Genomic DNA, 23,884 nt, shown 5'->3' on the forward strand with positions numbered 1-23,884 from the left:
AGTATAAATCTAGTATAAAAAAAAGCAACAAAAACAAAAAATATCGGGCTTTTTCAAATCTTAGAAACATCCTTTTAGAATTGAAAAGAGAAATTAAAGAGCTTAAAAATTAAATTATTCCATTCCGTTTTTCATTTTGTTTATCAAATATTAATACTCTTGTATCATTCATAATTAGTTTTTCATCTATAAATATTTGTTCTTATAATTATGAAGATTACAATGGTTTCTTCTCCTAAAGCATACCACCGATGTATGCATAAATTAAGTCGATACGGCTATATAAAATATGTACCAACGCACAACAGAAACCAAAGAAGTACAATTTATTTTAAAACAAGTGATACAAATTAATAATTCGACTGTATCAACAAGATATAAAGTTATGAAATTAATAAACAAAAAGCTCTACTAGTAATTTTATAGATGACTAAACTAAAAAGTTGACTCAACATATAATTAGATGGAAATAAAACACCAAAATCATCTAAAAACAGAAAAGATATTAAGTCAGGGAATTACTAAAATTTTAACAAAAAAGATAGTGCAAAAGCCCCTTTTTTTGTTTGCTTCAAAAAGCTATCTTTGCACCGTCGTTTTTGACTCCTATTTAAAATTAGAGACTCAATTAGAGACCTCATAATTTTAGCAAACATAAAAGCTTGACATAAAGCACTAGAACACCATGAATTACTTATCTGTAGAAAATATATCCAAGTCATTTGGCGAAAGAACCTTATTTGACAACATTTCTTTTGGAATCAATAAGGATCAAAAAATTGCTTTCATTGCCAAAAATGGCTCTGGAAAAACAACTATCATGAGTATTATCAATGGTTTAGAAGAACCAGATACAGGTCAGGTAGTTTTAAGAAAAGGAATCAGAATGGCTTTTCTTTCGCAAAACAATAATTTGCAAGAGGAATTAACTATCGAAGAAAGCATATTTGCTTCGGATAATGAAACCTTAAAAGTTATTGAAGCTTACGAAAAAGCATTAGAAAATCCAGAAGACGAAGAAGCATATCAAAAAGCTTTTGACGGAATGGACCAACATAATGCATGGGATTTTGAAACACAATACAAACAAATTCTGTTTAAACTAAAACTAGAAAACTTTAAACTAAAAGTAAAAAGTCTTTCTGGAGGTCAGAAAAAACGTTTATCATTAGCCATTATTCTTATCAACCGTCCTGATTTATTAATTCTGGATGAGCCTACCAACCACTTAGATCTTGAAATGATCGAATGGTTAGAAAGTTATTTTGCTAAAGAAAACATTACCTTATTCATGGTAACACACGACCGTTTCTTCTTAGAACGTGTTTGTAATGAAATCATAGAATTAGACAACGGAAAATTATACCAATACAAAGGAAATTACTCTTACTACTTAGAGAAAAAAGAAGAACGAATTGCTTCTGAAAACTCAAGTGTAGATAAAGCCCAAAACTTATTTGTAAAAGAATTAGAATGGATGCGTCGCCAGCCAAAAGCAAGAACGACAAAATCTAAATCACGTCAGGATGACTTTTATGTAATTAAAGAAAAAGCACAAAGTCGCCGTCGTGAAAATAAAGTCGAGCTTGAAATTAATATGGAACGTATGGGAAGTAAGATCATCGAGCTTCACAAAATTTCTAAAAAATTCAAGGATCACGTTATTTTAGATAATTTCAGTTTCGATTTCCAACGTGGAGAACGTATCGGAATTATTGGTAAAAACGGAACTGGAAAATCGACTTTCCTTAATTTATTGACAGGAACACTTCCATTAGATTCTGGAAAAGTTGTTGTTGGAGAAACAATTAAGATTGGATATTATACGCAAAGCGGAATCAACCCAAAACCAGGACAACGTGTTATCGATGTTATCAAGGAATACGGAGAATACATTCCGTTGATGAAAGGTAAGATTATTTCGGCTTCACAATTATTAGAGCGTTTCCTTTTTGATGCAAAAAAACAATATGATTTTGTAGATAGATTAAGTGGTGGAGAATTAAAACGTTTGTATTTATGTACCGTTTTAATTCAGAATCCTAACTTCCTTATTCTGGATGAGCCTACAAACGATTTGGATATCGTAACATTAAACGTTCTTGAGAGTTTCCTTTTGGATTATCCTGGATGTTTATTAGTAGTTTCTCACGATAGATACTTTATGGATAAAATTGTAGATCACTTATTCATTTTTAGAGGACAAGGTGTTGTTGAAGATTTCCCAGGAAACTACTCCGATTTTAGAGCGTATGAAGATAGTGCCGATGTAGCTCAAAAAGAAGAAAACAAAGCCGATAAGAAAGATTGGAAACAAAACAATCCTACTGGAAACCTAACTTTTAATGAGCAAAAGGAATATCAAAAACTAGAAAGAGAAATTAAAGACTTAGAGATAGATAAAACTAAAATTGAGCAATTATTCTCTGACGGAAAAGTAGCTGACGCTGATATTGAGAAAAAAGCTAATGAGTTGCAAAACATCATTAATAAAATAGATCAAAAAGAAGAACGCTGGTTTGAACTTTCTGCTAAGATTGAAGGGTAATTTCCTTAACCCCGAAGGAGAATAAAGCAAGATTTTATATTATACAACCTCAATATTTTTTAGTAAAAAACACTAAAAATATTGAGGTTCTTTTTTTGGCTCAAAGCCAATAGAAATTAACAAGAAATAATGCTAAAAAACAAAAGTCGTTTTTAATTATTTACAATAGTAAATTCCTATTTTAGCAAAAAACAAAATACTAATGCCTTAAACAAGGATTAACAACACTTTATAATATAAAAATGGAATCAAAAAATAAGATTTTAAAATTAACCATAATTATAGGTTTTGCGTTAGCAGTGATTGTTCTTTTATTTTTTTTAATCAAAAGTGATTCGCCTAAAAAAACTATCTCAAGTACAACACAACCAAATACTCCCAAAGAAATAACTATAACTCCTGAAGAAATATCAGAAACAGAATTAAATATCTTTTTTCAAGACTTCATAAAAGCATTTAATAGCAATAAAGAAAAAGAGATAAATAAGTTCATTGATAAAAAAGATGGTCTAGTCGAATTTCTATATGACGGACCATATCCTATAATAATTTTTACCACTAAAATGGATTACATAGAATGGTTTGAATCTAAAATTCATACAAACATTTCTTCTGAAAAATTCCCAACATATTTAGGAGATACCCAATTTGAAAAAACAGGCTTTTTTTATGAAAAATATGTAAACAAGTTCAAGCTTTCCGATTTTGACAATGGTTATGTAAACCTTTCGGATAGCGTTTTTAAGTCTCATCATGCTTTGGAAGATAAATGTAATTACAGAGCATTAGCTATGGATGTAGAGGGAAAACGAATTTATAATTTTTATTTTGCAATTACAAAAGAGAAGAAAAAGCTAGTAGGATTGTCTTATGATTACACAGATGATGTTGCCTATAGTGACCCTAAAACAGCTTTCATCCCTTTTGATTCCAAAAAAGATATCGAAAACTACATTACAGAACATCAGAAATTCTGTGATTCCCAAAATGAGTCCTATTTGGATTTTAGTAAAAAAGAATTTACCTACTGGGACTTTAAAGATAAACCCTTCGTATTTAAAAATTATGAAATTGGAGACATAGAAATACAATCTAAAAAATTAAAAACACGAAAAATCATATTCCATAATGCAGTTGCAAATGAAGAATATGATAATGATTTTACGATGACATTGTCTAACAAAGGTACATTCATAGTTCTGCCTATGGGAGCTAGACCATATTATGAATACATTATTTGTAAATAAGTCAAAAAAATAAAACATCTAAATTTTGTTATCTTTACACCTTAAAAAAACACTATACATGAAACACCTTATACCTGCATTATTAGCCTTAACACTTTTTATCTCTTGTGCTAAAAACAAAAAAACAGAAAATACTGATGTTGTAGTTGACAATGTTGCCAAAAATGAGCAACAAATCAAAGATTATGTAGCTAAAAACAAATTGGATGCACATAGAACTGAATCTGGTTTGTATTATGTAATTAACGAACCTGGAACTGGAGCACAGCCAACCCCAACCTCTAATGTAACAGTAGCATATAAAGGCTCATTTATAGATGGAAAAGTATTTGACGAAAGTAGCGCTGGAATTTCTTTTGGCTTAGATCAAGTTATAAAAGGATGGACAGAAGGTATTCCTTATTTTAAAACTGGAGGCAGCGGTACACTTATCGTTCCTGCTCATTTAGGATACGGAGACAATGATTATAGTTCTATCCCAGGTGGTTCTGTACTTATTTTTGACATTAAATTAATTTCAATAAACTAAGTTACTGCTTCACTGTTTATTTATTAAACCCTGAAAAAATTACTAAAAGCCTAGCTTTAATTAAATAACAAAACCACAACAAAGATATAATTCTGTTGTGGTTTTATTTTATAAAATAACTATTCTAAAAACATAAAATGAAGACTGAAATACAACCTTACAATGATAAATTTAAAGAACAGATGATTCTTGTTTGGGAAAATTCCGTTCGCGCCACACATAATTTCCTTGTTCCATCTGACATTGATTATTATAAAAAAATCGTTTCATCTATCGATTTTAACTCTTTCTCCGTATTTTGTCTAACAGAAGCTGATACAGTTCTTGGCTTTATTGGTATTGCAGAGAATAAAATCGAGATGTTATTTTTAGCTCCAGAACATATAGGAAAAGGGCTTGGCAAGACATTGATGAATTTTGCCATCAATGAACTTGGCGTTAACAAAGTTGATGTTAACGAGCAAAATCATAATGCGATTAATTTTTATTCTAAATTTGGCTTTCTACCATACGACAGAACCGATAAAGATGATGAAGGAAAAGAGTATCCTATTTTAAAAATGAAACTGGAAATCAAAAAATAACAAATTGTAATTTAGAGAGCATCATCTATTCAAGCAAAAAAGCCATAACAAAATTTAATTCTGTTATGGCTTTTTTCATTATGAAGTAAAAAACTGAGACTGTGACCGAGACTGAAAACTAATTCTACCAAGGAATCGGATTATAGTCTTTTAAGAATTTTCCGCACCAGTGTTTTCCTGTATTGATTCCGTCGAATAAAGGATCCATTACACGTGCCGCACCATCTACAATATCAAGCGGTGGCTGAAAATCTTCTAGTTCTTGTTTCTTTTTGGCTAATTCGGCAGGATCTTCGTCGGTTACCCAACCAGTATCAACAGCATTCATAAAAATTCCATGTTTAGCCAACGTTCCCGATGAGGTATGTGTTAACATATTCAAAGCAGCTTTTGCCATATTGGTATGCGGGTGACGGTCTTCTTTAAAAAAGCGATGAAACTTCCCTTCCATAGCCGAAACATTTATAATGTGTTTTTTACCCGTATTATCTTTCTTCATTACTTCCGAAAGACGATTGCATAAAACAAAAGGTGCAACAGAATTCACCAATTGAACCTCGATCATCTCGGTCGTTTCTATTTGTCCTAATCTTAAACGCCAGCTATTTGTTTTTCGTAAATCTACTTGTTGTAAATCCGCATCGAGTTCTCCTTCCGGAAAAACTTCATTTGCTACAAGTGCATTATCAAAAGAATAAGGAATCTGAGATAATTTAGCAGAAGCACGTAAACCAATACCTGGTTCAGGTCCGTGCCATGTTACTGGCATATTTTGATTGGAAGAAGCTCCCGAAGTCAATACCTTCAATTCATCCAAACAATTAGTATGATCTAGCAATAATTCTTGTGCTTGTTTAGGTAAAGAACTTATTGCACGCTCTTCATTTTCCATTAAATGCGTATAGAATCCAGCCGGACGTCTCACTGTTTGCGCAGCATTATTGATAAGAATATCCAATCGTTCGTACTTTTGCTCAATAAAATTACAGAAAATCTCCACACTAGGAATATGTCGTAAATCTAATCCGTGAATTTTTAAGCGATGTCCCCATTCCATGAAATCTTCTTCTTTAGAAAATCGCAATGCCGAATCAACCGGAAAACGAGTTGTCGCAATAACAGTTGCTCCACCACGCAAAAGCATCAAAGTAATATGATACCCAATTTTTAAACGAGAGCCCGTTATAACAGCTACTTGCCCTTTTACATCTGCAGTCTGGAAACGTTTGGCATAATTAAAATCGCCACAATCGGTACACATAGTATCGTAAAAATGGTGCATCTTGGTAAACCCCGTTTTACATACATAACAATTTCTAGGCGTTTCTAGTTCCAATTGTTCCTTATGAGCAAGGTCATTATAAGCCAATAATTTTGGCGCAACAAATATACTCGCTTCACGAGCATGACGAATTCCGGTTTCTTTACGAGCCGTTTTATCTTTCTTTTCCTTTTTACGTTTGGCAGCTTCCTTCCCATCTTTAATTCGTCGAGAAAACTCACCTCTGTCTGGTCTGGAAAACATACCAGCTTCTTTAAGCAATGCAATTCTTTGCTCTTTAGGAATATCAAATATTTGATCTGTATCAGTATTTAATTGTGCCAAAACAGCAATGCATCGGTCTATTTCTTCCGAAGTTATTGTATTCTTAATTTCTATTTCTTCCTTCGTCATCATAAAAAATGCGTATTACTATTAGCTCAATTTTAAAAGTGCGCAAATATAGGCTTTTTATAGTCTGAAAGTCGAAAGTCTTAAAGTCATAAAGTCTCCACTTTTTATTTCCAACTTCTCCCCTTTCACTTCTAACTTTATGACCTTTGACTTTAAGACTTTCGACTTTTTTGTATCTTCGCACCTACTTTGCAAAACCCCTTATGTTATTTCAAATAAAATCATACCTTAAATTCCTTTGGAACTCCAAAAATGAACATGCTGTGCATTCGCCTTTTGTGTTTAATTTATTGACTAAATGTTTTTATGACAGAAAAACAAAACCCGAATATGCGATTCTTAAAAATTATCGCAAATCCTTTTTACAAAATAAAAATACGATTGAAGTGACAGACTTTGGCGCTGGTTCCAGAGTTTTTAAAAGTAATACCAGACAAATCTCTAAGATTGCCAAAACAGCTGGAATTTCACCTAAAAGAGCCGAATTACTATTCCGAATTACAGCCTATTTTAAACCTGACACTATTCTGGAAATAGGAACATCCTTAGGATTGGCTACTTCTGCCCTAGCCTTAGGCGCTCCAAAAGCAAAAGTTACTACACTCGAAGGCTGCTTTGCAACAGCATTGGCTGCCAGAAATGGTTTGCAACAATTTAATTATGATAATGTAGAATCGGTTGTAACAGAATTTGAAAGTTATCTGAACAATTATCAATTATCAACTACTAATTATCAATTAGTTTATTTTGATGGAAATCATTCTAAAAAAGCAACTTTAGATTATTTTGAGTTTTTACTTCCAACAATTACTAATGATACTGTTTGGATTTTTGATGACATTCATTGGTCTCCAGAAATGGAAGAAGCCTGGGGAATCATAAAAAATCATCCAAGAGTAAAAGTTACCATCGATACGTTTCAATGGGGATTCGTATTTTTTAGACGCGAACAAGAAAAAGAACATTTTATAATTAGAGCATAAAAAAATGGCAATCATTCCTGACTGCCATTTCATTCAAAATTCAAAATTCAACCTAATTCTAATATAAAATACTCAATTAACTTACTTTTTCGCTTCAGCGGTTTCTTCAGATTTTGCTCCCATTCTATTTAATGTATACATTGGTGCAAACTTCAATTTCAACCCAGCAATTTTTCTATTATCTTCAGCCGTAAGCCCTTCTTTTTCAACAGTATTTTTACGACTATCTAGTGCTTCGTACATCATTTTAACTTCATCCCAGTCTTCTCGGGAATAACTGTCTTTATTCTTTTGGGCAGTATCTACAAATTGTTGGTAAACACTAAGAATATTTTTGGCATTTACCCAATCAAAATTCATGTCATTTCCAATTTTTCCTTCTCCAAATAAAGCATCACGCATTTTTTGTTTTGGATTTGGGGCAGTAAGGGCGGTAAGCTCAGCTTTAAAAGCCTCATATTTAGCTTTACTAGCTTCAATTCTTTCTTGAGCTTTTGCATTTTCTTTGATGTCTGCCAAAGCCAATTCTGCTTTCTCAGATTCTATTTTATACTTGTCTTCAATTGTGTTCCAATTGGTTTTAGCATTTTCTACAGTTACATTTTTTATTGAATCTACATACGCTACATAGGTATCAATAGTTTTTTCTGCTTGTGCTGCTTTTTCATCTTTACATGAAACAAATCCCATCGCAACAAATGCTATTCCGAATAATAATTGTGTATTTTTCATAATCTCAATTGTTAATGTTATCTGCCAAATGTAACACATTTTTTAAATAAAATTAAATATTTATCAAAATATTATGAATTTTATTAAATTAAAATTACAAAAACCAAACAAATATGATAATTATGTAAATTTAAAAAGTAATTATATAAAACATTTTATCAGCTTTGTAGTTTATACCCAAAAAAAACAATCCTCCTACCTTGCAAACAATAAACAAGTGTAACAAAAATGTATTTTAAACTACTTATGATTAATTCAAAAGCGTTTTGTACTTTTAAAATCTAAAATTTATCCCGAAACTTCGGGACAACAATCATAAACTCCAATGGCAAATCCATTAATTAAAATCACTAATATTAAACGAAATTTTGTACTTGGAAACGAAATTGTTTATGTCTTAAAAGGAATTGATTTAGAAATAAATAAAGGGGAATATGTTGCTTTAATGGGACCGTCGGGTTCAGGAAAATCAACATTAATGAACTTATTGGGATGTTTAGACACTCCAACTTCTGGAACTTATATCCTTAACGGAAAAGATGTAAGCCAGATGAAAGATGATGAATTGGCAGAAATTAGAAATAAAGAAATTGGATTTGTTTTCCAAACTTTCAACCTTTTACCAAGAACTACTGCACTAGACAATGTTGCCTTACCTATGATTTATGCTGGCTACTCAAAATCCGAACGAGTTGTTCGTGCTACCCAAGTATTAAAACAAGTAAATCTTGCCGATAGAATGGACCATCAGCCGAATCAGCTTTCGGGAGGACAACGACAACGTGTAGCAATTGCAAGAGCATTGGTTAACAAACCATCTATCATTCTTGCCGATGAGCCAACCGGAAATTTAGATAGTAAAACCTCTGTAGAAATCATGAAACTTTTTGATGATATTCATGCACAAGGAAATACCGTAATTCTGGTTACCCACGAAGAGGATATTGCTGCCTACGCACACCGCATCATTCGTTTGCGCGACGGTGTTGTTGAAAGCGACGCTACTATTAAAAAATAGTTTAACTGTTTATTTGGTTAATTGTTTAATCTAATAAAAAGTAAAAACTTAGTATCTCAGAATCTTAGAAACTCAGTACCTAAAAATAATGAAAGTATATACAAAAACAGGAGACAAAGGAACTACCGTACTTTTTGGCGGAACCCGCGTTCCTAAAGACCATATCCGTATTGACAGTTACGGAACCGTTGATGAACTTAACTCTTATATAGGTCTCATACGTGATCAGGAAATGAATGCGCATTATAAGAACATTTTAATCGAAATTCAAGACCGCTTATTTACCGTTGGAGCAATTCTAGCCACTCCGGTAGAAAAAGAAGTACTAAAAAACGGAGAATTACGCCTTAAAAACCTTGGCATTGTACCTTCGGATATCGAATTACTTGAAAATGAAATCGATACCATGGAAGAATCACTCCCGCAAATGACTCACTTTGTTTTACCAGGCGGACATCAAACCGTGTCATATTGTCACATCGCGCGTTGCGTTTGTCGTCGTGCCGAACGATTGGCAGTACATTTAAGTCATAATGAGACTGTTCCGGAAATAGCAATACAGTACTTAAACCGACTTTCTGACTACCTTTTTGTCTTGGCACGAAAGTTGTCTTCTGACTTAAAAGCGGATGAAGTGAAATGGATTCCGAGAAAGTAAACTTTCTTAAATTCCAATTTTTTAAAATCCCAAATTCCAAAGAAATAATTTAAAAATTATGCGAATTTAAATCATATACAAAGTTCCAAAATATTGGAAATTTTAGATTCCTTTTGGAATTTTTAATTTAATTTTTGGGGTTTAAAAATTCAAAATATTGCGATTTTACCTTCCCTTTTTGGGATTTGGAATTTAAATATTGGATTTTAACAAGAGACGTTCTTAAATTTTACTAAAATAAATCGTTTTTTACTTGTCTTTCTCAGTAAAAAAATTATTTTTGCACAAACTAAATTGACAAAACATGTATTGGACATTAGAATTAGCATCATATTTAAGTGATGCACCGTGGCCTGCTAACAAAGACGAACTTATAGACTACGCTATTAGAGCAGGAGCTCCATTAGAAGTAGTAGAAAACCTGCAGTCAATTGAAGACGAGGGTGAGATATATGAATCAATGGAAGAAATATGGCCGGATTATCCAACAGACGAAGATTATCTTTGGAACGAGGATGAATATTAAAAAGTAACCCCAAAGAAAAAGTCTCAAAAAAGAGGCTTTTTTTTTGTTTAAATTTACACATTTAGATAAATTATAGAAATACCAACAGATCATGAGTTTCATTAACAGTATTATTAAAGTCTTTGTAGGTGATAAATCACAAAAAGATGTCAAAGCTTTACAACCTTATTTAAACAAAATTAAAACTTTCGAAACTAGCCTTATCGCTTTGTCTCATGACGAGCTAAGAGCCAGGACCGTATTTTTTAAACAAAAGATAAAGGACGCAAGAGCCGAAAAAGATGCTAAAATCGCTTCTCTAAAAACAGAAGTAGAAAGCATTGAAGATATCGACAAGAGAGAAGACATTTACGAAGCTATAGATACTTTAGAAAAAGAAGCTTACGAAATCTCAGAGAAAACATTATTGGAAATTCTTCCAGAAGCGTTTTCTGTAGTAAAAGAAACAGCACGTCGTTTTAAAGACAATTCTTTTATCGAGGTTACTGCAACTCCAAAAGACCGCGAATTTTCAGGTTCAAAAACTTATGTTACTATTGAAGGTGATAAAGCTACTTGGGCTAACAAATGGAATGCTGCTGGTAAAGAAATTACATGGGACATGATTCATTATGATGTTCAGTTAATTGGTGGTATGGTATTGCACGAAGGTAAAGTTGCCGAAATGCAAACAGGTGAAGGTAAAACATTAGTTGCTACACTTCCGCTTTACTTAAATGCTTTGACAGGAAACGGAGTTCACTTAGTAACGGTGAATGATTACCTTGCAAAACGTGATAGTACATGGAAAGCGCCTTTATTCGAATTTCACGGTTTAACTGTTGATTGTATCGATAACCACCAACCAAGTACAGAACAAAGAAAGAAAGCGTATGATGCAGACATTACTTACGGAACAAATAACGAATTCGGATTTGACTACCTAAGAGATAATATGGCGCATTCGCCAAATGACTTGGTACAAAGAAAACACAATTATGCAATTGTCGATGAGGTCGATTCTGTATTAATTGATGATGCAAGAACACCACTTATCATTTCTGGTCCAGTTCCTCAAGGAGACCGTCATGAATTTAATGAATTGAAGCCAAAAATCGAAAACTTAGTAAGTTTACAACGTCAATTGGCAAATGGATTCTTAGCTGAAGCTAAAAAATTAATAAAAGAAGGAAACACTAAAGATGGTGGTTTCTTATTATTAAGAGCTTACAGAAGTTTACCTAGAAATAAAGCTTTAATTAAATTTTTGAGTGAAGAAGGAATTAAACAATTACTTCAGAAAACCGAAAATCAATACATGCAGGACAACAACCGTGAAATGCATAAAGTTGATGAGGCTTTATACTTCGTAATTGAAGAAAAAAACAATCAAGTTGAATTAACTGATAACGGAATCAAATTCCTTTCAGGAGATACAGATGCAGACTTTTTCGTATTACCAGACATCGGAACTGAAATCGCTGCAATTGAAAAACAAAAATTAGACAAAGACGCTGAAGCTGAAGCCAAAGAAAGATTATTCCAGGATTTTGGTGTAAAAAGCGAGCGTATCCACACTTTAACTCAACTGTTAAAAGCGTATGCACTTTTTGAAAAAGATGTAGAGTACGTTATCATGGACAACAAAATTATGATTGTTGATGAGCAAACAGGTCGTATCATGGATGGTCGTCGTTATTCTGACGGATTACACCAGGCGATTGAGGCTAAAGAAAATGTAAAAATCGAAGCTGCAACTCAAACTTTTGCAACTGTTACTTTACAGAACTACTTTAGAATGTACAGCAAATTAGGCGGTATGACGGGTACTGCAGTAACAGAAGCTGGTGAGTTATGGCAAATATATAAATTAGATGTAGTTGAGATTCCTACGAATCGTCCAATGTCAAGAATTGACAAAGAAGATTACATTTACAAAACTACACGTGAAAAATTCAATGCTGTAATCGAAGATGTAACTGAACTATCTAAAGCTGGAAGACCAGTTTTAATTGGAACAACATCTGTAGAAATCTCTGAGTTATTAAGCCGTATGCTTAAAATGAGAGGTGTTACACACAATGTATTGAATGCTAAAATGCACAAGCAGGAGGCACAAATCGTAGAAGAAGCAGGAAAACCTGGAGTAGTAACCATTGCAACCAATATGGCTGGTCGTGGTACCGATATTAAATTATCTCCAGAGGTTAAAGCTGCCGGAGGTTTAGCAATCGTTGGTACAGAACGCCATGACTCTCGTCGTGTTGACAGACAGTTACGTGGTCGTGCTGGTCGTCAGGGTGACCCAGGAAGTTCTCAATTCTATGTTTCTCTAGAAGATAACTTAATGCGTTTATTTGGTTCTGAAAGAGTTGCCAAAGTAATGGATAGAATGGGATTACAAGAAGGTGAAGTTATTCAGCATTCTATGATGACTAAATCTATCGAGCGTGCTCAGAAAAAAGTAGAAGAAAATAACTTTGGTGTTCGTAAACGTTTATTAGAATATGATGACGTTATGAACTCACAACGTGAAGTAGTTTACAAACGTCGTCGTCATGCATTATTTGGAGAGCGTTTAAAACTAGATATCGCAAACATGCTTTACGATACTTGCGAATTAATCGTAAGCAACAATAAAGTAACAAATGATTTCAAAACTTTTGAGTTTGATTTGATTCGTTATTTCGGAATCACTTCTCCAATTTCTGATGCAGATTTCAACAAATTATCAGATATTGAAATCACAGGAAAAGTATACAAAGAAGCTTTATCATTCTATACAGAGAAAACAGAACGTAGTGCTAGAGAAGCTTTCCCTATCATTAAAGGAGTTTATGAAGAGAAAAACAATCAATTTGAGCGTATCGTAGTTCCGTTTACAGATGGTATCAAAACATTAAATGTTGTTACTGATCTTAAAAAAGCATACGAAACTGAAGGTGCTCAACTAATTGCTGATTTCGAGAAAAACATCACTTTATCTATCGTTGATGAAGCTTGGAAAAAACACTTACGCAAAATGGACGAATTGAAACAATCTGTTCAATTAGCCGTTCACGAGCAAAAAGATCCATTGCTTATCTATAAATTAGAAGCTTTTAATTTATTCCGTGCAATGCTGGATAACGTAAACAGAGAAGTAATTTCATTCTTATTTAAAGGTGATTTACCAGCTCAAAACGTTCCAGAAATTCATGAAGCAAGAGAAGTTCGTCAAAAAGAAAATTATAAATTAAGTAAAGACGAAATCGAAAATAGTGAAGATATCAACCGCGAAGCTGGAGAAACTCAGCAACGTCAAGTTACAGAAACTATTACTAGAGATATGCCTAAAATAAATCGTAATGATAATGTTACTGTACAACAAGTTGCTACTGGAACAGTTGAAACGATGAAATTTAAAAAAGCAGAAAGCTTAATCGCTTCAGGCGAATGGGTTATCGTTAAATAATCTACAGTCTCAGTATATTCAGTCTCAATTAACATTTTGAGACTGAAAACTGAAACTAAAAACTCAAAAAAATCCCCCAATTATACTAATTAATTAGGGGATTTTTTATTCAGGATTCTCTTCAAAATATCGGGCTTCGATGCGCTTGATATCTTTAATTGAGTTTTTGGCCCAAGCCAAACGCTTCTCTAGAATTTCATCTTCCGATAAATGCCAATCGACATCTGTATTTCGCAATCTGTTTGTTAGATTCTGAATAATTATCGCTGCCGAAACAGAGATATTCAGGCTTTCTGTAAAACCTACCATCGGAATTTTAAGAAATCCATCTGCTTTTCGTAAAATCTCCTCAGATAAGCCATCTCTTTCTGTACCAAAAAACAAAGCACTAGGTTTTGTAACATCAAAATCTTCCAGCAAACAATCATTCTCATGAGGTGTGGTAGCAATAATTTGATATCCTTTATTTTTTAATGTATCTACACAATTGGTAATACTATCAAATGTATTAATATCAACCCATTTTTGAGCTCCCATCGCTATTTCCTTATCGATTCTTTTACCATAACGTTGCTCGATAACATTAAGTTCCTGGATTCCAAAAACTTCACAACTACGCATTACAGCACTTGTATTATGCATCTGAAAAATGTCTTCGACAACAACAGTAAAATGCTTAGTACGGTTTTCGAGAACTTTTAAAAATTTATTTTTTCGATTTTCGGTTAGGATATTTTCAAGAAAATTGAGGTAATCTATATTAATCATTTCAGTAGTATTTGTGGCAAAAATACTAAAAAAGAGTACAATTAAGGCTATGAAAAACAGTTAGCTTTAAAATCTTATCTATCGAAAGATTTAAAAAATAATCTAATTTTTATGAACTAGTTCTGCTAAACTCACATCTAATTTTTCATACAAGACATTAGCCTTGGTAAAATCGATTACCAAAGTATCATTTACATAAGAATCACCTTTAAAATCAACATTTCCATTTTTAGAATGCCTATTTAAACGTTCGCACATTAAATCAATCTCTTCAATAAAATAATCTGCATCAATAAAAGACAAAAACCTTTCCAGAATAGATTTCATTCCTTCTTTATAATTATACATCGAAACATTTTTGTCTGTTGCATAAAAATCAAGATACGCCTGAAAATATTTCTCCAGAACAACTGCTCCATACTGATGAAAGGAAATTTCCTCAATCTCTTGAGCGCTAATTCCAAAAATAGACGATGGCAACAAATTAGGTACCATATGCATTCCCTTTAATTGTGCATGAGATTTTAATACTTCTGTTGGATTTCTGTAAAGTAATACAAAAGGTAATTCCGGAAAAATTAATCGCAACTGATTAACTTCAAATATGTGCCAGGAATCTAATTTTACAATTAAATTCTTTTCTTCAGGAAAACGTTTTTGTCCTAATAAAGAAATTACCGCTTTAATAAGAACTCTTTTTTTATCAAAATCAAAAAGATTGCTTCTTAGGATTTGATCAATAATCGGTGCCTCAGAAATTACAATATTTTGTGGAGAAACTGATAAAGACTGACTCATCATTGTAGAGCCACAGCGGGAAACATGAAACAATAATGATTTTAACTCTGTTGTGACTAATCCTGCAGACCATTCAATAAGATTTTCGGCACTACTCACCACTTTATACCTTGTTGAATTGTTATAATGAACTTTGCACCTTATAATGGTTTCTTCAAAAAAAGGATCTACATACCTTTTATCTCCCAGATAAATCCATTCAAAATATACATCATTATCTGTTTTGACTAATTTATAGGGAATCCAATTTAAAAGGGGATGATCTGCGTTTTCCATTTTTATAAAATCTATTATTAAGTTTCCAAAGTATTGCAACGTAAATATATACATTTTACAAAAAACAATCTACATAACAACCTGATAGAAAATGAGTAATACTTAAATAGCAATATTAGGTATATTTTCTATTATAAAATAATAAAGCTTATCGGTAGAAACTGATACCGATTCAGAGTCCGTTTTAAGCGTCAAATCTGCTTTCAAAGGAGTTTCAAAAACATCGCTTATTCCTGTAAAATTGCTGATTTTATTACTATCATTATCTGGCAATAATGCTTTTTTATACAATCCTTTTGGATCACGTTTGATCAGATTATCAATCGAACAATTTAGGAATACCGTTTTTACAAACTCATGCTGACCAATTTCATTTCTTAAATCTTCGTAAGGGTTTATTACCGACATTAAAACGATAATTTCTGATTTAACAAAATCCTGCCCGACACTAAACAACCGACGAACATTTTCGCATCTGTCGTCTTTAGAAAATCCTAAGTCTTTGCAAAGGCTTTTTCGATAAACATCACCGTCAATTATTTCGACTTTGTAGCCCTTTTTCAATAATAATTGCCCAACGTTTTCTGCCAATGTGGTTTTGCCTGAACCCGACAAACCTGTAAATTGTATTAATATCATTTAAAAATTATCATTATTTAAACTTTCATCCACAAAACAGCAGTAACCTAAATCCTTATCTTGGTTATTGTTACTTGTAAAAATACTAAAAAAGACTCACTTTAATAAAATCATTTTAACAAGTATTCAAAGCTAGTTTTTAAGCTAAAATTGACTATTTTTATTTTTTTAGAAATAATCCAAAATGAAAAAGAAACTGGTAGTTTTAACTGGTGCAGGAATTAGTGCCGAAAGCGGAATAAAAACTTTTCGCGACAGCGATGGTCTTTGGGAAGGACATGATGTAATGGAAGTAGCAACACCCGAAGGCTGGTACAAAAATCCCGAATTGGTTCTTGATTTTTACAACCAAAGACGTAAACAACTCAAAGAAGTGACTCCTAATTTAGGACACCAGATTTTAGCCGAATTAGAGAAAGATTTTGATGTACATATTATAACTCAAAATGTTGATGATTTGCACGAACGTGCCGGAAGTACTAAGGTTTTACATTTGCATGGTGAATTACTAAAAGTGCGTAGTTCTCAAAACCCAAACTATATTTTAGATTGGAATGATGATTTATTCATGACGCATCTGGACGACAAAGGAAACCAACTACGCCCGCATATTGTTTGGTTTGGCGAAGAAGTTCCCGCACTAGAAGAAGCGATAGACATTGCTGAACAAGCTGATTATTTTGCCGTAATAGGAACTTCATTGCAAGTATATCCTGCAGCGGGATTAATTTCTTATACGCCTGCTAACGCTCCGCTTTTTTATATTGATCCGAAACCTATTAAAATTCCGAATCTGAGGAATAAAATTGAAGTTATTCCCGAAGTGGCTTCTAAAGGAATGGAAATATTAAAAACAAAACTAGCCGAAATAACTACAAAATAATAAACAGAAAACTATAAAATGATTGTACAGAAATGGCTTGAGTTACTGTCTTATTATAATCTATTTACGGTAACAATATTTTTTCTTATCGAAAATTTATTACTTATGCTTCTGGCTATTCTTATTGGGAAATTAATTGACAGAGAAGCCACAAAAATTAAAAAATCAGATATAAAATGGGTTATTAGCACCTTATTATGTAATACGTTAGTAACTTTAATAGGTTATAAATTATATCAATATCAAATTATTAGAATAGATTTTTCTGCTTCGTTTTTCACAATTGTAGTAGATACTCTTTTATTGATTTTCCTGATGGATTTCTTTATGTTTTGCTTTCATTTTTTGGCACACAAATTAACTTGGTTCCACCCTATCCATAAGCTACATCACACTCATATTGATACAAATGTGTACAGTTTATTTGTTCTTAACCCTATCGAAACTTTAGGTTTTGGTGCTATATGGCTTATTATAATTTCGATATTAGAGTTTAATTACATTAGTATTATAGTGTATTTAATCCTGAATTTATCTTATGGAATATTAGGTCATTTAAATAATGATATTTTTCCGAATTTCTGGAATAAGAATGTTGTCACAAAATGGATTTCGACCACACAATTTCATTCGAACCATCATAAAAACGAATCCCATAATTTTGGCTTTTATTTTACTATTTGGGACAAAATTTTTAAAACAATCATTTAAAATTGTAATGTTTAACTATAATAACTTGCAACTAACTTTCAGAAGTTTTAACAATAACTTACATTTGCATCTTTCAAAATTAACAACACAACAATGACTACTTTAAACGAATTGAATGCCATATCGCCAATTGACGGAAGATATAGAAACAAAACCCTTTCATTAGCTCCATTTTTTTCTGAAGAAGCGCTAATTAAATACCGGGTATTGATTGAAGTTGAATACTTTATTGCTTTATGCGAAGTGCCATTGCCACAGCTTGCAACCGTAAATTCAGACCTTTTTGAGAGTTTACGTAACATTTATAAAAATTTCTCTACCGAAGATGCTCTTTGGATTAAAGAAACTGAAAAAGTAACCAACCACGATGTAAAAGCGGTTGAGTATTTTATCAAAGATGCTTTCGAGAAACTAGGATTATCAGAGTATAAAGAATTCATACACTTTGGGTTGACTTCTCAAGATATCAACAATACAGCTATTCCTCTTTCTACAAAAGAAGCTTTTGAGAGAGTATATATGCCATCATTAATCACACTTACATCTAAACTAAAAGATTTAAGCGTAGAATGGAAAGATATCCCGATGCTTGCACGTACTCACGGACAACCAGCCTCTCCTACTCGTTTAGGTAAAGAAATTGGTGTTTTTGTAGAACGTATCGAGGAACAAATGCGTTTGTTATTTAATATCCCGTTTGCTGCAAAATTTGGTGGAGCAACAGGAAATTACAATGCTCACCATGTTGCTTACCCACAAATTGACTGGAAAAAATTCGGTGGTAATTTTGTAGAAAACATTCTTGGATTACACCACTCTTTTCCAACTACACAAATAGAACATTACGATCATTTTGCAGCATTTTTTGATGCTTTAAAAAGAATCAACAATATAATCATTGATTTAGACAGAGATATTTGGACGTACGTTTCAATGGAATATTTCAAACAAAAAATCAAAGCTGGAGAAATTGGTTCATCAGCTATGCCACATAAAGTTAACCCAATTGATTTTGAAAATTCTGAAGGAAATTTAGGAATTGCAAATGCAATATTCGAACATCTTTCGGCTAAATTACCAATTTCGAGATTACAACGTGATTTAACAGATAGTACTGTTTTAAGAAACGTTGGAGTTCCTATAGGACACACTATTATTGCTTTTGAAGCGACATTAAAAGGATTGAATAAATTACTTTTAAACGAATCTAAGTTTCATGAAGATTTAGAGAAAAACTGGGCGGTTGTTGCTGAAGCAATCCAAACAATTTTACGTCGTGAGGCATATCCAAATCCTTACGAAGCTTTAAAAGGTTTAACAAGAACGAACGAAGCAATTGATAAAAATGCTATTCATAGTTTTATTGCAACGTTAGATGTTTCTGAAGAAATCAAGGCTGAGCTAATGAAGATTACTCCAAGCAACTTTTTAGGTATCTAAAAAGTTGGTTTTCAGATAAAAATCCCGTTATTTATAAGTACATTTACTATAAATAACGGGATTTTATTATTATAATATTATCTTAAATTTCACATTAAGGAATCGCATTACTTTCATTTTTTTTTATTTTTTTATATCTTACAACAATTCAAAAATAAATACAAAAAAGTATACGCCTATGAGTCCAAATGAGACTGTAACACATGCCGCTCAACATTTAGAACCATTAATTAGCGACTTAGGATTAATCCTAATGACAGCTGGAATAGCTGTGCTAATCTTTAAAAAATTAAAACAGCCTTTGGTTTTGGGCTACTTAATCGCAGGATTTTTAGCAGGAAATCATATTGAATTTTTTCCTTCTGTAACCGATAATAAAAGCGTAGAAGTTTGGGCCGAAATTGGTGTGATTATTTTACTTTTTAGCTTAGGTCTCGAATTTAGCTTTAAAAAATTAATGAAAGTCGGCGGAACCGCCTCCATAACTGCAATTACACAAATTATAACAATGGTCGCCGTAGGTTATCTGGTCGGCCGATGGATGGATTGGTCCCAAATGGATAGTATCTTTCTGGGTGTAATTTTATCAATTTCCTCTACCACCATTATCCTCAAAACGTTTGATGAATTGGGCGTTAAGGCGCAAAAGTTTGCCGGCATAGTAATTGGCTCTCTAATTGTACAAGATATTATTGCGATTTTAATGATGGTTTTACTATCGACTATTGCAGTAAGTCAGCAATTTTCTGGAAGTGCATTATTACTTTCGGTATTAAAATTAGTATTTTTCCTTACCGCATGGTTCGTTGGAGGAATCTTCTTTATCCCTACTTTATTAAAAAAGGCCAAGCATTTATTAACCGACGAAATGTTACTTATCATTTCACTTGCTTTATGTTTAATGATGGTAATCTTAGCTTCAAATGTTGGTTTTTCTCCTGCTTTGGGTGCCTTTATCATGGGATCTATTATTGCAGAAACTACACAAGCGGAACATATTGAACACTTAGTAAAACCAGTTAAAGATTTATTTGGTGCTATTTTCTTTGTTTCGGTGGGAATGTTGATTAATCCTGAGATGCTTATCACACATGCCATTCCTGTAGCAATTTTAACTCTTGTTACCATTTTTGGTCAATCGATAAGTTCTACAATTGGAGCTTTACTCTCTGGACAACCCTTGAAACAATCAGTGCAAACCGGGATGAGTTTATCTCAAATCGGGGAATTCTCCTTTATTATAGCTACGCTGGGAATGTCACTTAATGTAACGAGTGCTTTTTTATATCCTATAGTTGTTGCAGTATCGGCTGTAACTACATTTACAACGCCATTTATGGTGAAATTTGCAGGGCCATTCTCTGAGTACTTAGAACAGAAATTACCTCGCAAATGGATTAAAAACATTAATCGTTACAGTCTTAATACCCAAGCCATAAAATCTGTAAGCACGTGGCAAATTGTGTTACGATCTTATATAACTCAGATTGTAATACACACTATTATTATAACTGCGGTTATATTATTGTCTTCTAAATTTGTTGCTCCATTAGTAGAGGACACTAGATTTGGAAATACAATCGCTGCGCTTATTACGCTTATCGTTATTGCTCCGTTTTTATGGGCACTTTCGTTAAGACGCGTTGCTGTAAAAGAGGTTGAACTTTTATGGGAAGAAAGAAAATATCGTGGTCCGATTATGATGATGATATTAATACGCATCGGGTTAGGATTATTTTATGTAGGATTCCTATTAAACATCTTCTTCTCTCCTTTGGTTGCTTTTGTAGCCTTAGTTATCGCCGTTGCCGCTTATCAATTTTTCCCTAAAAAACTTAACGAGCAATACCACAGAATAGAGAATCACTTCCTTAAAAACCTTAATGATCGTGAAACAACTAAAATAGATAGAAAGTATGCCAACTTAACTCCTTGGGATGGGCATATGTCTATATTTGAGATTGCCAAAGAATCTAATCTTGCAGGTAAAACTCTTGAAGAATTAAAAATTAGAGAAGAAATGGGAATCAATATCGCTTTTATAAGACGTGGTGATATTACAATACAAATTCCAACCAAAAACGAACGTTTGTTTCCTGGTGATGAAATATGCGTTATTGGTACCGATGCACAGGTTAGTGAGTTTACCAATTATCTGAATAAAAACGAAATTGAAGCTCCTAAAACTACCGAAGAATCAGAGATTGTTTTAAACCAACTAGAACTTTCTGATAACGAGTTTATCAAAAAAAGCATTAGTGAATTTAGACATAAAACAAATGCCCTGGTAGTAGGAATTGAAAGAAACGGAAAACGAATCCTAAATCCTGAGTCTCAATTGATTTTAGAAAAGGACGATATTATTTGGGTCGTTGGAGACAAAAAACGAATGAAGCAATTCGTAAAAAAAGTATAACACACAAAAAAAGGTATAATTTTCATTATACCTTTTTTTTATTTAATAGCTAAACCTATTTATTAGGCTGAGGAGTCATTCTTAAATATGGTTTTATAGGATTATATCCTTTAGGAAACTTAGCAGCAATATCGCTGTCAGGAATCGATGGAGATATTACAACATCGTCACCATCTTTCCAGTTTGCTGGGGTTGCCACACTATAATTTGCTGTTAATTGCAAACTATCAATAACACGAAGCAATTCATCAAAATTTCTTCCTGTAGATGCTGGATAAGTTAATGTTAGTTTTATTTTTTTATCATTTCCGATAACAAAAACTGAACGTACCGTAAATTTATCACTTGCATTTGGGTGTAACATATCATATAAATTTGCCACTTTTTTATCTTCGTCGGCAATAATAGGATAATTTACAGTTGTATTTTGAGTCTCGTTAATATCTTTAATCCATTCTAGATGCGAGGCTAAACCATCTACACTTAGAGCGATAACTTTAGTATTTCTTTTTACAAATTCTGGGTAATAGTTAGCCACAGTTCCTAACTCTGTTGTACAAACAGGTGTAAAATCTGAGGGGTGAGAAAATAACACTCCCCAAGAATCTCCCAACCATTCATGAAATTTTATTGGGCCTTGAGTTGTATCTGCTTCAAAATCTGGAGCTATATCTCCTAATCGTAGTGTTGCCATGAGTATTTATTTAAAATTTTATTTAAAAATAAGTAAAAAAAGTACAAGGAAAACATCGACCCTTATAAAAAAATCATAAAGTTGATAGACTTGATAGGATTACGCTTTCTTTTTGATATTTGGTAAGAAATAAGTAAGAACTCCGATTAAAGGTAAATATGAACTTATTTTAAAAACATATTCAATCGTTGTTTGATCTGCAACATATCCTAAAATTGCCGAACCTAATCCTCCCATTCCAAAAGCAAACCCAAAGAACAATCCAGATATCATCCCTACTTTACCTGGTTTTAATTCTTGCGCAAAAACTAAAATAGCCGAAAATGCAGAAGCAATTACAACTCCAATTATTACAGCCAGCACTCCTGTCCAAAACAAGTTAGCATAAGGCAACAACAAAGTAAATGGTGCTGCTCCTAGTATTGAGATCCAGATAATATATTTTCGCCCAAAACGGTCTCCTAATGGCCCTCCAATTAATGTTCCTGCTGCTACTGAAGCTAAGAAAACGAATAAATAAAATTGAGAATCCTGAATACTCATTCCGAATTTGTCTATTAAATAGAAAGTAAAATAACTAGACATACTTGCCATATAGAAAAACTTCGAAAAAATAAGGAACAGCAAGACGATAATCGAAATAGTGATTTTCTTATTAGATAAAGGAATCGTAGTCTCTTCTGCACCTATTTTTTTGGCAGCTCGCAAGCTCATATGATTTTCATACCAAACAGCAATTCTTGATAAAATGATAATACCTAATATCCCTGCAATAACAAACCAAACTACGTGTGATTGCCCATAAGGAGCAACTACCAAAGCTACTAATAATGGTCCTATCGCACTACCAGCATTTCCTCCTAATTGAAAAATAGACTGCGCCAAACCTCGTTTTCCTCCTGAACCTAAAAAAGCAACTCTCGAAGCTTCTGGATGAAATATAGACGAGCCAACACCTACTAAACCAACTGCCACCAACAACATCCAGAATGCATTGGATACAGATAACAGGCATAATCCTGAAATAGTAAATATCATACCAAATACTAATGAATATGGCATAGGTTTTTTATCTGTATAAAAACCAATAAAAGGTTGCAGTAAAGATGCTGTAAGCTGAAAAACAAATGTAATTAATCCGACCTGGGTAAAATTTAAATTGAAGTTATCCTTTAAAATAGGATATGTAGCAGGGATTACTGCTTGCATTAAATCATTAAGTAAATGAGCAAATGCTATTGAAAATAATACGGAATAAACTGTTTTTTGAACCAAAACCGAACCATCGATTGTAGCTGAATTACTAGAGGAACTCATAATAAATTT

General features: G+C 32.8%; 20 protein-coding genes. 13 read left to right on the top strand and 7 right to left on the bottom strand.

From position 1 onward, the window contains the following. Positions 1–685: 685 nt before the first annotated feature. The 4 genes from ACJ6WR_RS04820 to ACJ6WR_RS04835 all read left to right on the top strand — a co-directional run bounded on the left by ACJ6WR_RS04820 (position 686) and on the right by ACJ6WR_RS04835 (position 4,908). The gene (locus ACJ6WR_RS04820) at positions 686–2,548 is read left to right on the top strand and encodes an ABC-F family ATP-binding cassette domain-containing protein (protein WP_039111235.1); all 1,863 of its coding nucleotides are present in this window, start codon (positions 686–688) and stop codon (positions 2,546–2,548) included. A gap of 242 nt (positions 2,549–2,790) precedes the next feature. Next, positions 2,791–3,795, top strand: a complete 1,005-nt coding sequence (locus ACJ6WR_RS04825) for a hypothetical protein (RefSeq protein WP_409417211.1) — start codon at positions 2,791–2,793, stop codon at positions 3,793–3,795. Positions 3,796–3,853: 58 nt separating this feature from the next. Next, entirely contained in the window at positions 3,854–4,324 is a 471-nt protein-coding gene (locus ACJ6WR_RS04830) for an FKBP-type peptidyl-prolyl cis-trans isomerase (RefSeq protein ID WP_039117681.1), read from the top strand. A gap of 137 nt (positions 4,325–4,461) precedes the next feature. Then, positions 4,462–4,908: a GNAT family N-acetyltransferase gene (locus ACJ6WR_RS04835; protein ID WP_409417212.1), complete on the top strand. Its 447-nt coding sequence runs from the start codon at positions 4,462–4,464 to the stop codon at positions 4,906–4,908. Between the two features lie 124 nt (positions 4,909–5,032). Here the strand turns inward: ACJ6WR_RS04835 and ACJ6WR_RS04840 are convergent, their stop codons facing one another. Continuing rightward, positions 5,033–6,583: an SDR family NAD(P)-dependent oxidoreductase gene (locus ACJ6WR_RS04840; protein WP_086896367.1), complete on the bottom strand. Its 1,551-nt coding sequence runs from the start codon at positions 6,581–6,583 to the stop codon at positions 5,033–5,035. Positions 6,584–6,786: 203 nt separating this feature from the next. Here ACJ6WR_RS04840 and ACJ6WR_RS04845 point away from each other — a divergent pair, with 203 nt between their 5' ends. Further along, positions 6,787–7,566 carry an O-methyltransferase gene (locus ACJ6WR_RS04845; protein WP_409417213.1) on the top strand — a complete coding sequence of 260 codons (780 nt, stop codon included), beginning with the start codon at positions 6,787–6,789 and terminating at the stop codon, positions 7,564–7,566. A gap of 81 nt (positions 7,567–7,647) precedes the next feature. Here the strand turns inward: ACJ6WR_RS04845 and ACJ6WR_RS04850 are convergent, their stop codons facing one another. Further along, positions 7,648–8,298 (bottom strand): DUF6565 domain-containing protein, encoded by a 651-nt coding sequence (locus ACJ6WR_RS04850; protein WP_039111574.1) that lies wholly within the window; start codon positions 8,296–8,298, stop codon positions 7,648–7,650. 325 nt (positions 8,299–8,623) lie between these two features. On the opposite strand from ACJ6WR_RS04850, the gene ACJ6WR_RS04855 reads away from it, so the two are divergent. The 4 genes from ACJ6WR_RS04855 (at position 8,624) to secA (ending at position 13,933) form a co-directional block, all read left to right on the top strand. Beyond that, entirely contained in the window at positions 8,624–9,316 is a 693-nt protein-coding gene (locus ACJ6WR_RS04855) for an ABC transporter ATP-binding protein (RefSeq protein WP_039111242.1), read from the top strand. 88 nt (positions 9,317–9,404) lie between these two features. Further along, positions 9,405–9,974 (top strand): cob(I)yrinic acid a,c-diamide adenosyltransferase, encoded by a 570-nt coding sequence (locus ACJ6WR_RS04860; protein ID WP_409417214.1) that lies wholly within the window; start codon positions 9,405–9,407, stop codon positions 9,972–9,974. Between the two features lie 304 nt (positions 9,975–10,278). After that, the gene (locus tag ACJ6WR_RS04865; protein WP_007138072.1) at positions 10,279–10,500 is read left to right on the top strand and encodes a DUF2795 domain-containing protein; all 222 of its coding nucleotides are present in this window, start codon (positions 10,279–10,281) and stop codon (positions 10,498–10,500) included. Positions 10,501–10,591: 91 nt separating this feature from the next. After that, entirely contained in the window at positions 10,592–13,933 is a 3,342-nt protein-coding gene (gene secA / locus ACJ6WR_RS04870) for a preprotein translocase subunit SecA (RefSeq protein WP_039111245.1), read from the top strand. 105 nt (positions 13,934–14,038) lie between these two features. Here the strand turns inward: secA and ACJ6WR_RS04875 are convergent, their stop codons facing one another. The 3 genes from ACJ6WR_RS04875 to cysC form a co-directional block, all read right to left on the bottom strand. Next, the gene (locus tag ACJ6WR_RS04875; RefSeq protein ID WP_039117679.1) at positions 14,039–14,701 is read right to left on the bottom strand and encodes a TrmH family RNA methyltransferase; all 663 of its coding nucleotides are present in this window, start codon (positions 14,699–14,701) and stop codon (positions 14,039–14,041) included. Between the two features lie 102 nt (positions 14,702–14,803). Beyond that, positions 14,804–15,775, bottom strand: a complete 972-nt coding sequence (locus ACJ6WR_RS04880; RefSeq protein WP_409417215.1) for a sulfotransferase family protein — start codon at positions 15,773–15,775, stop codon at positions 14,804–14,806. Between the two features lie 102 nt (positions 15,776–15,877). Then, complete coding sequence (cysC, locus tag ACJ6WR_RS04885) at positions 15,878–16,414, bottom strand: adenylyl-sulfate kinase (protein WP_409417216.1); 537 nt, start codon at positions 16,412–16,414, stop codon at positions 15,878–15,880. A 184-nt stretch (positions 16,415–16,598) separates the two neighbouring features. Here cysC and ACJ6WR_RS04890 point away from each other — a divergent pair, with 184 nt between their 5' ends. From ACJ6WR_RS04890 to ACJ6WR_RS04905, 4 genes are all read left to right on the top strand, one after another. After that, positions 16,599–17,297 carry an SIR2 family NAD-dependent protein deacylase gene (locus ACJ6WR_RS04890; RefSeq protein ID WP_039111249.1) on the top strand — a complete coding sequence of 233 codons (699 nt, stop codon included), beginning with the start codon at positions 16,599–16,601 and terminating at the stop codon, positions 17,295–17,297. 18 nt (positions 17,298–17,315) lie between these two features. Next, positions 17,316–18,008 (top strand): sterol desaturase family protein, encoded by a 693-nt coding sequence (locus ACJ6WR_RS04895; protein WP_409417217.1) that lies wholly within the window; start codon positions 17,316–17,318, stop codon positions 18,006–18,008. Between the two features lie 93 nt (positions 18,009–18,101). After that, positions 18,102–19,448 (top strand): adenylosuccinate lyase, encoded by a 1,347-nt coding sequence (purB, locus tag ACJ6WR_RS04900; RefSeq protein ID WP_039111252.1) that lies wholly within the window; start codon positions 18,102–18,104, stop codon positions 19,446–19,448. Positions 19,449–19,626: 178 nt separating this feature from the next. Continuing rightward, the gene (locus ACJ6WR_RS04905) at positions 19,627–21,864 is read left to right on the top strand and encodes a cation:proton antiporter (RefSeq protein WP_039111254.1); all 2,238 of its coding nucleotides are present in this window, start codon (positions 19,627–19,629) and stop codon (positions 21,862–21,864) included. Positions 21,865–21,919: 55 nt separating this feature from the next. Here ACJ6WR_RS04905 and ACJ6WR_RS04910 read toward each other — a convergent pair whose 3' ends face one another. After that, entirely contained in the window at positions 21,920–22,558 is a 639-nt protein-coding gene (locus tag ACJ6WR_RS04910) for a peroxiredoxin (RefSeq protein WP_039111255.1), read from the bottom strand. Between the two features lie 99 nt (positions 22,559–22,657). After that, positions 22,658–23,875: an MFS transporter gene (locus tag ACJ6WR_RS04915; RefSeq protein WP_039111256.1), complete on the bottom strand. Its 1,218-nt coding sequence runs from the start codon at positions 23,873–23,875 to the stop codon at positions 22,658–22,660. Positions 23,876–23,884 lie beyond the last annotated feature (9 nt).

Origin of the sequence: Flavobacterium sp. PS2, assembly GCF_046250155.1 — a bacterium.
Taxonomy (GTDB): domain Bacteria; phylum Bacteroidota; class Bacteroidia; order Flavobacteriales; family Flavobacteriaceae; genus Flavobacterium.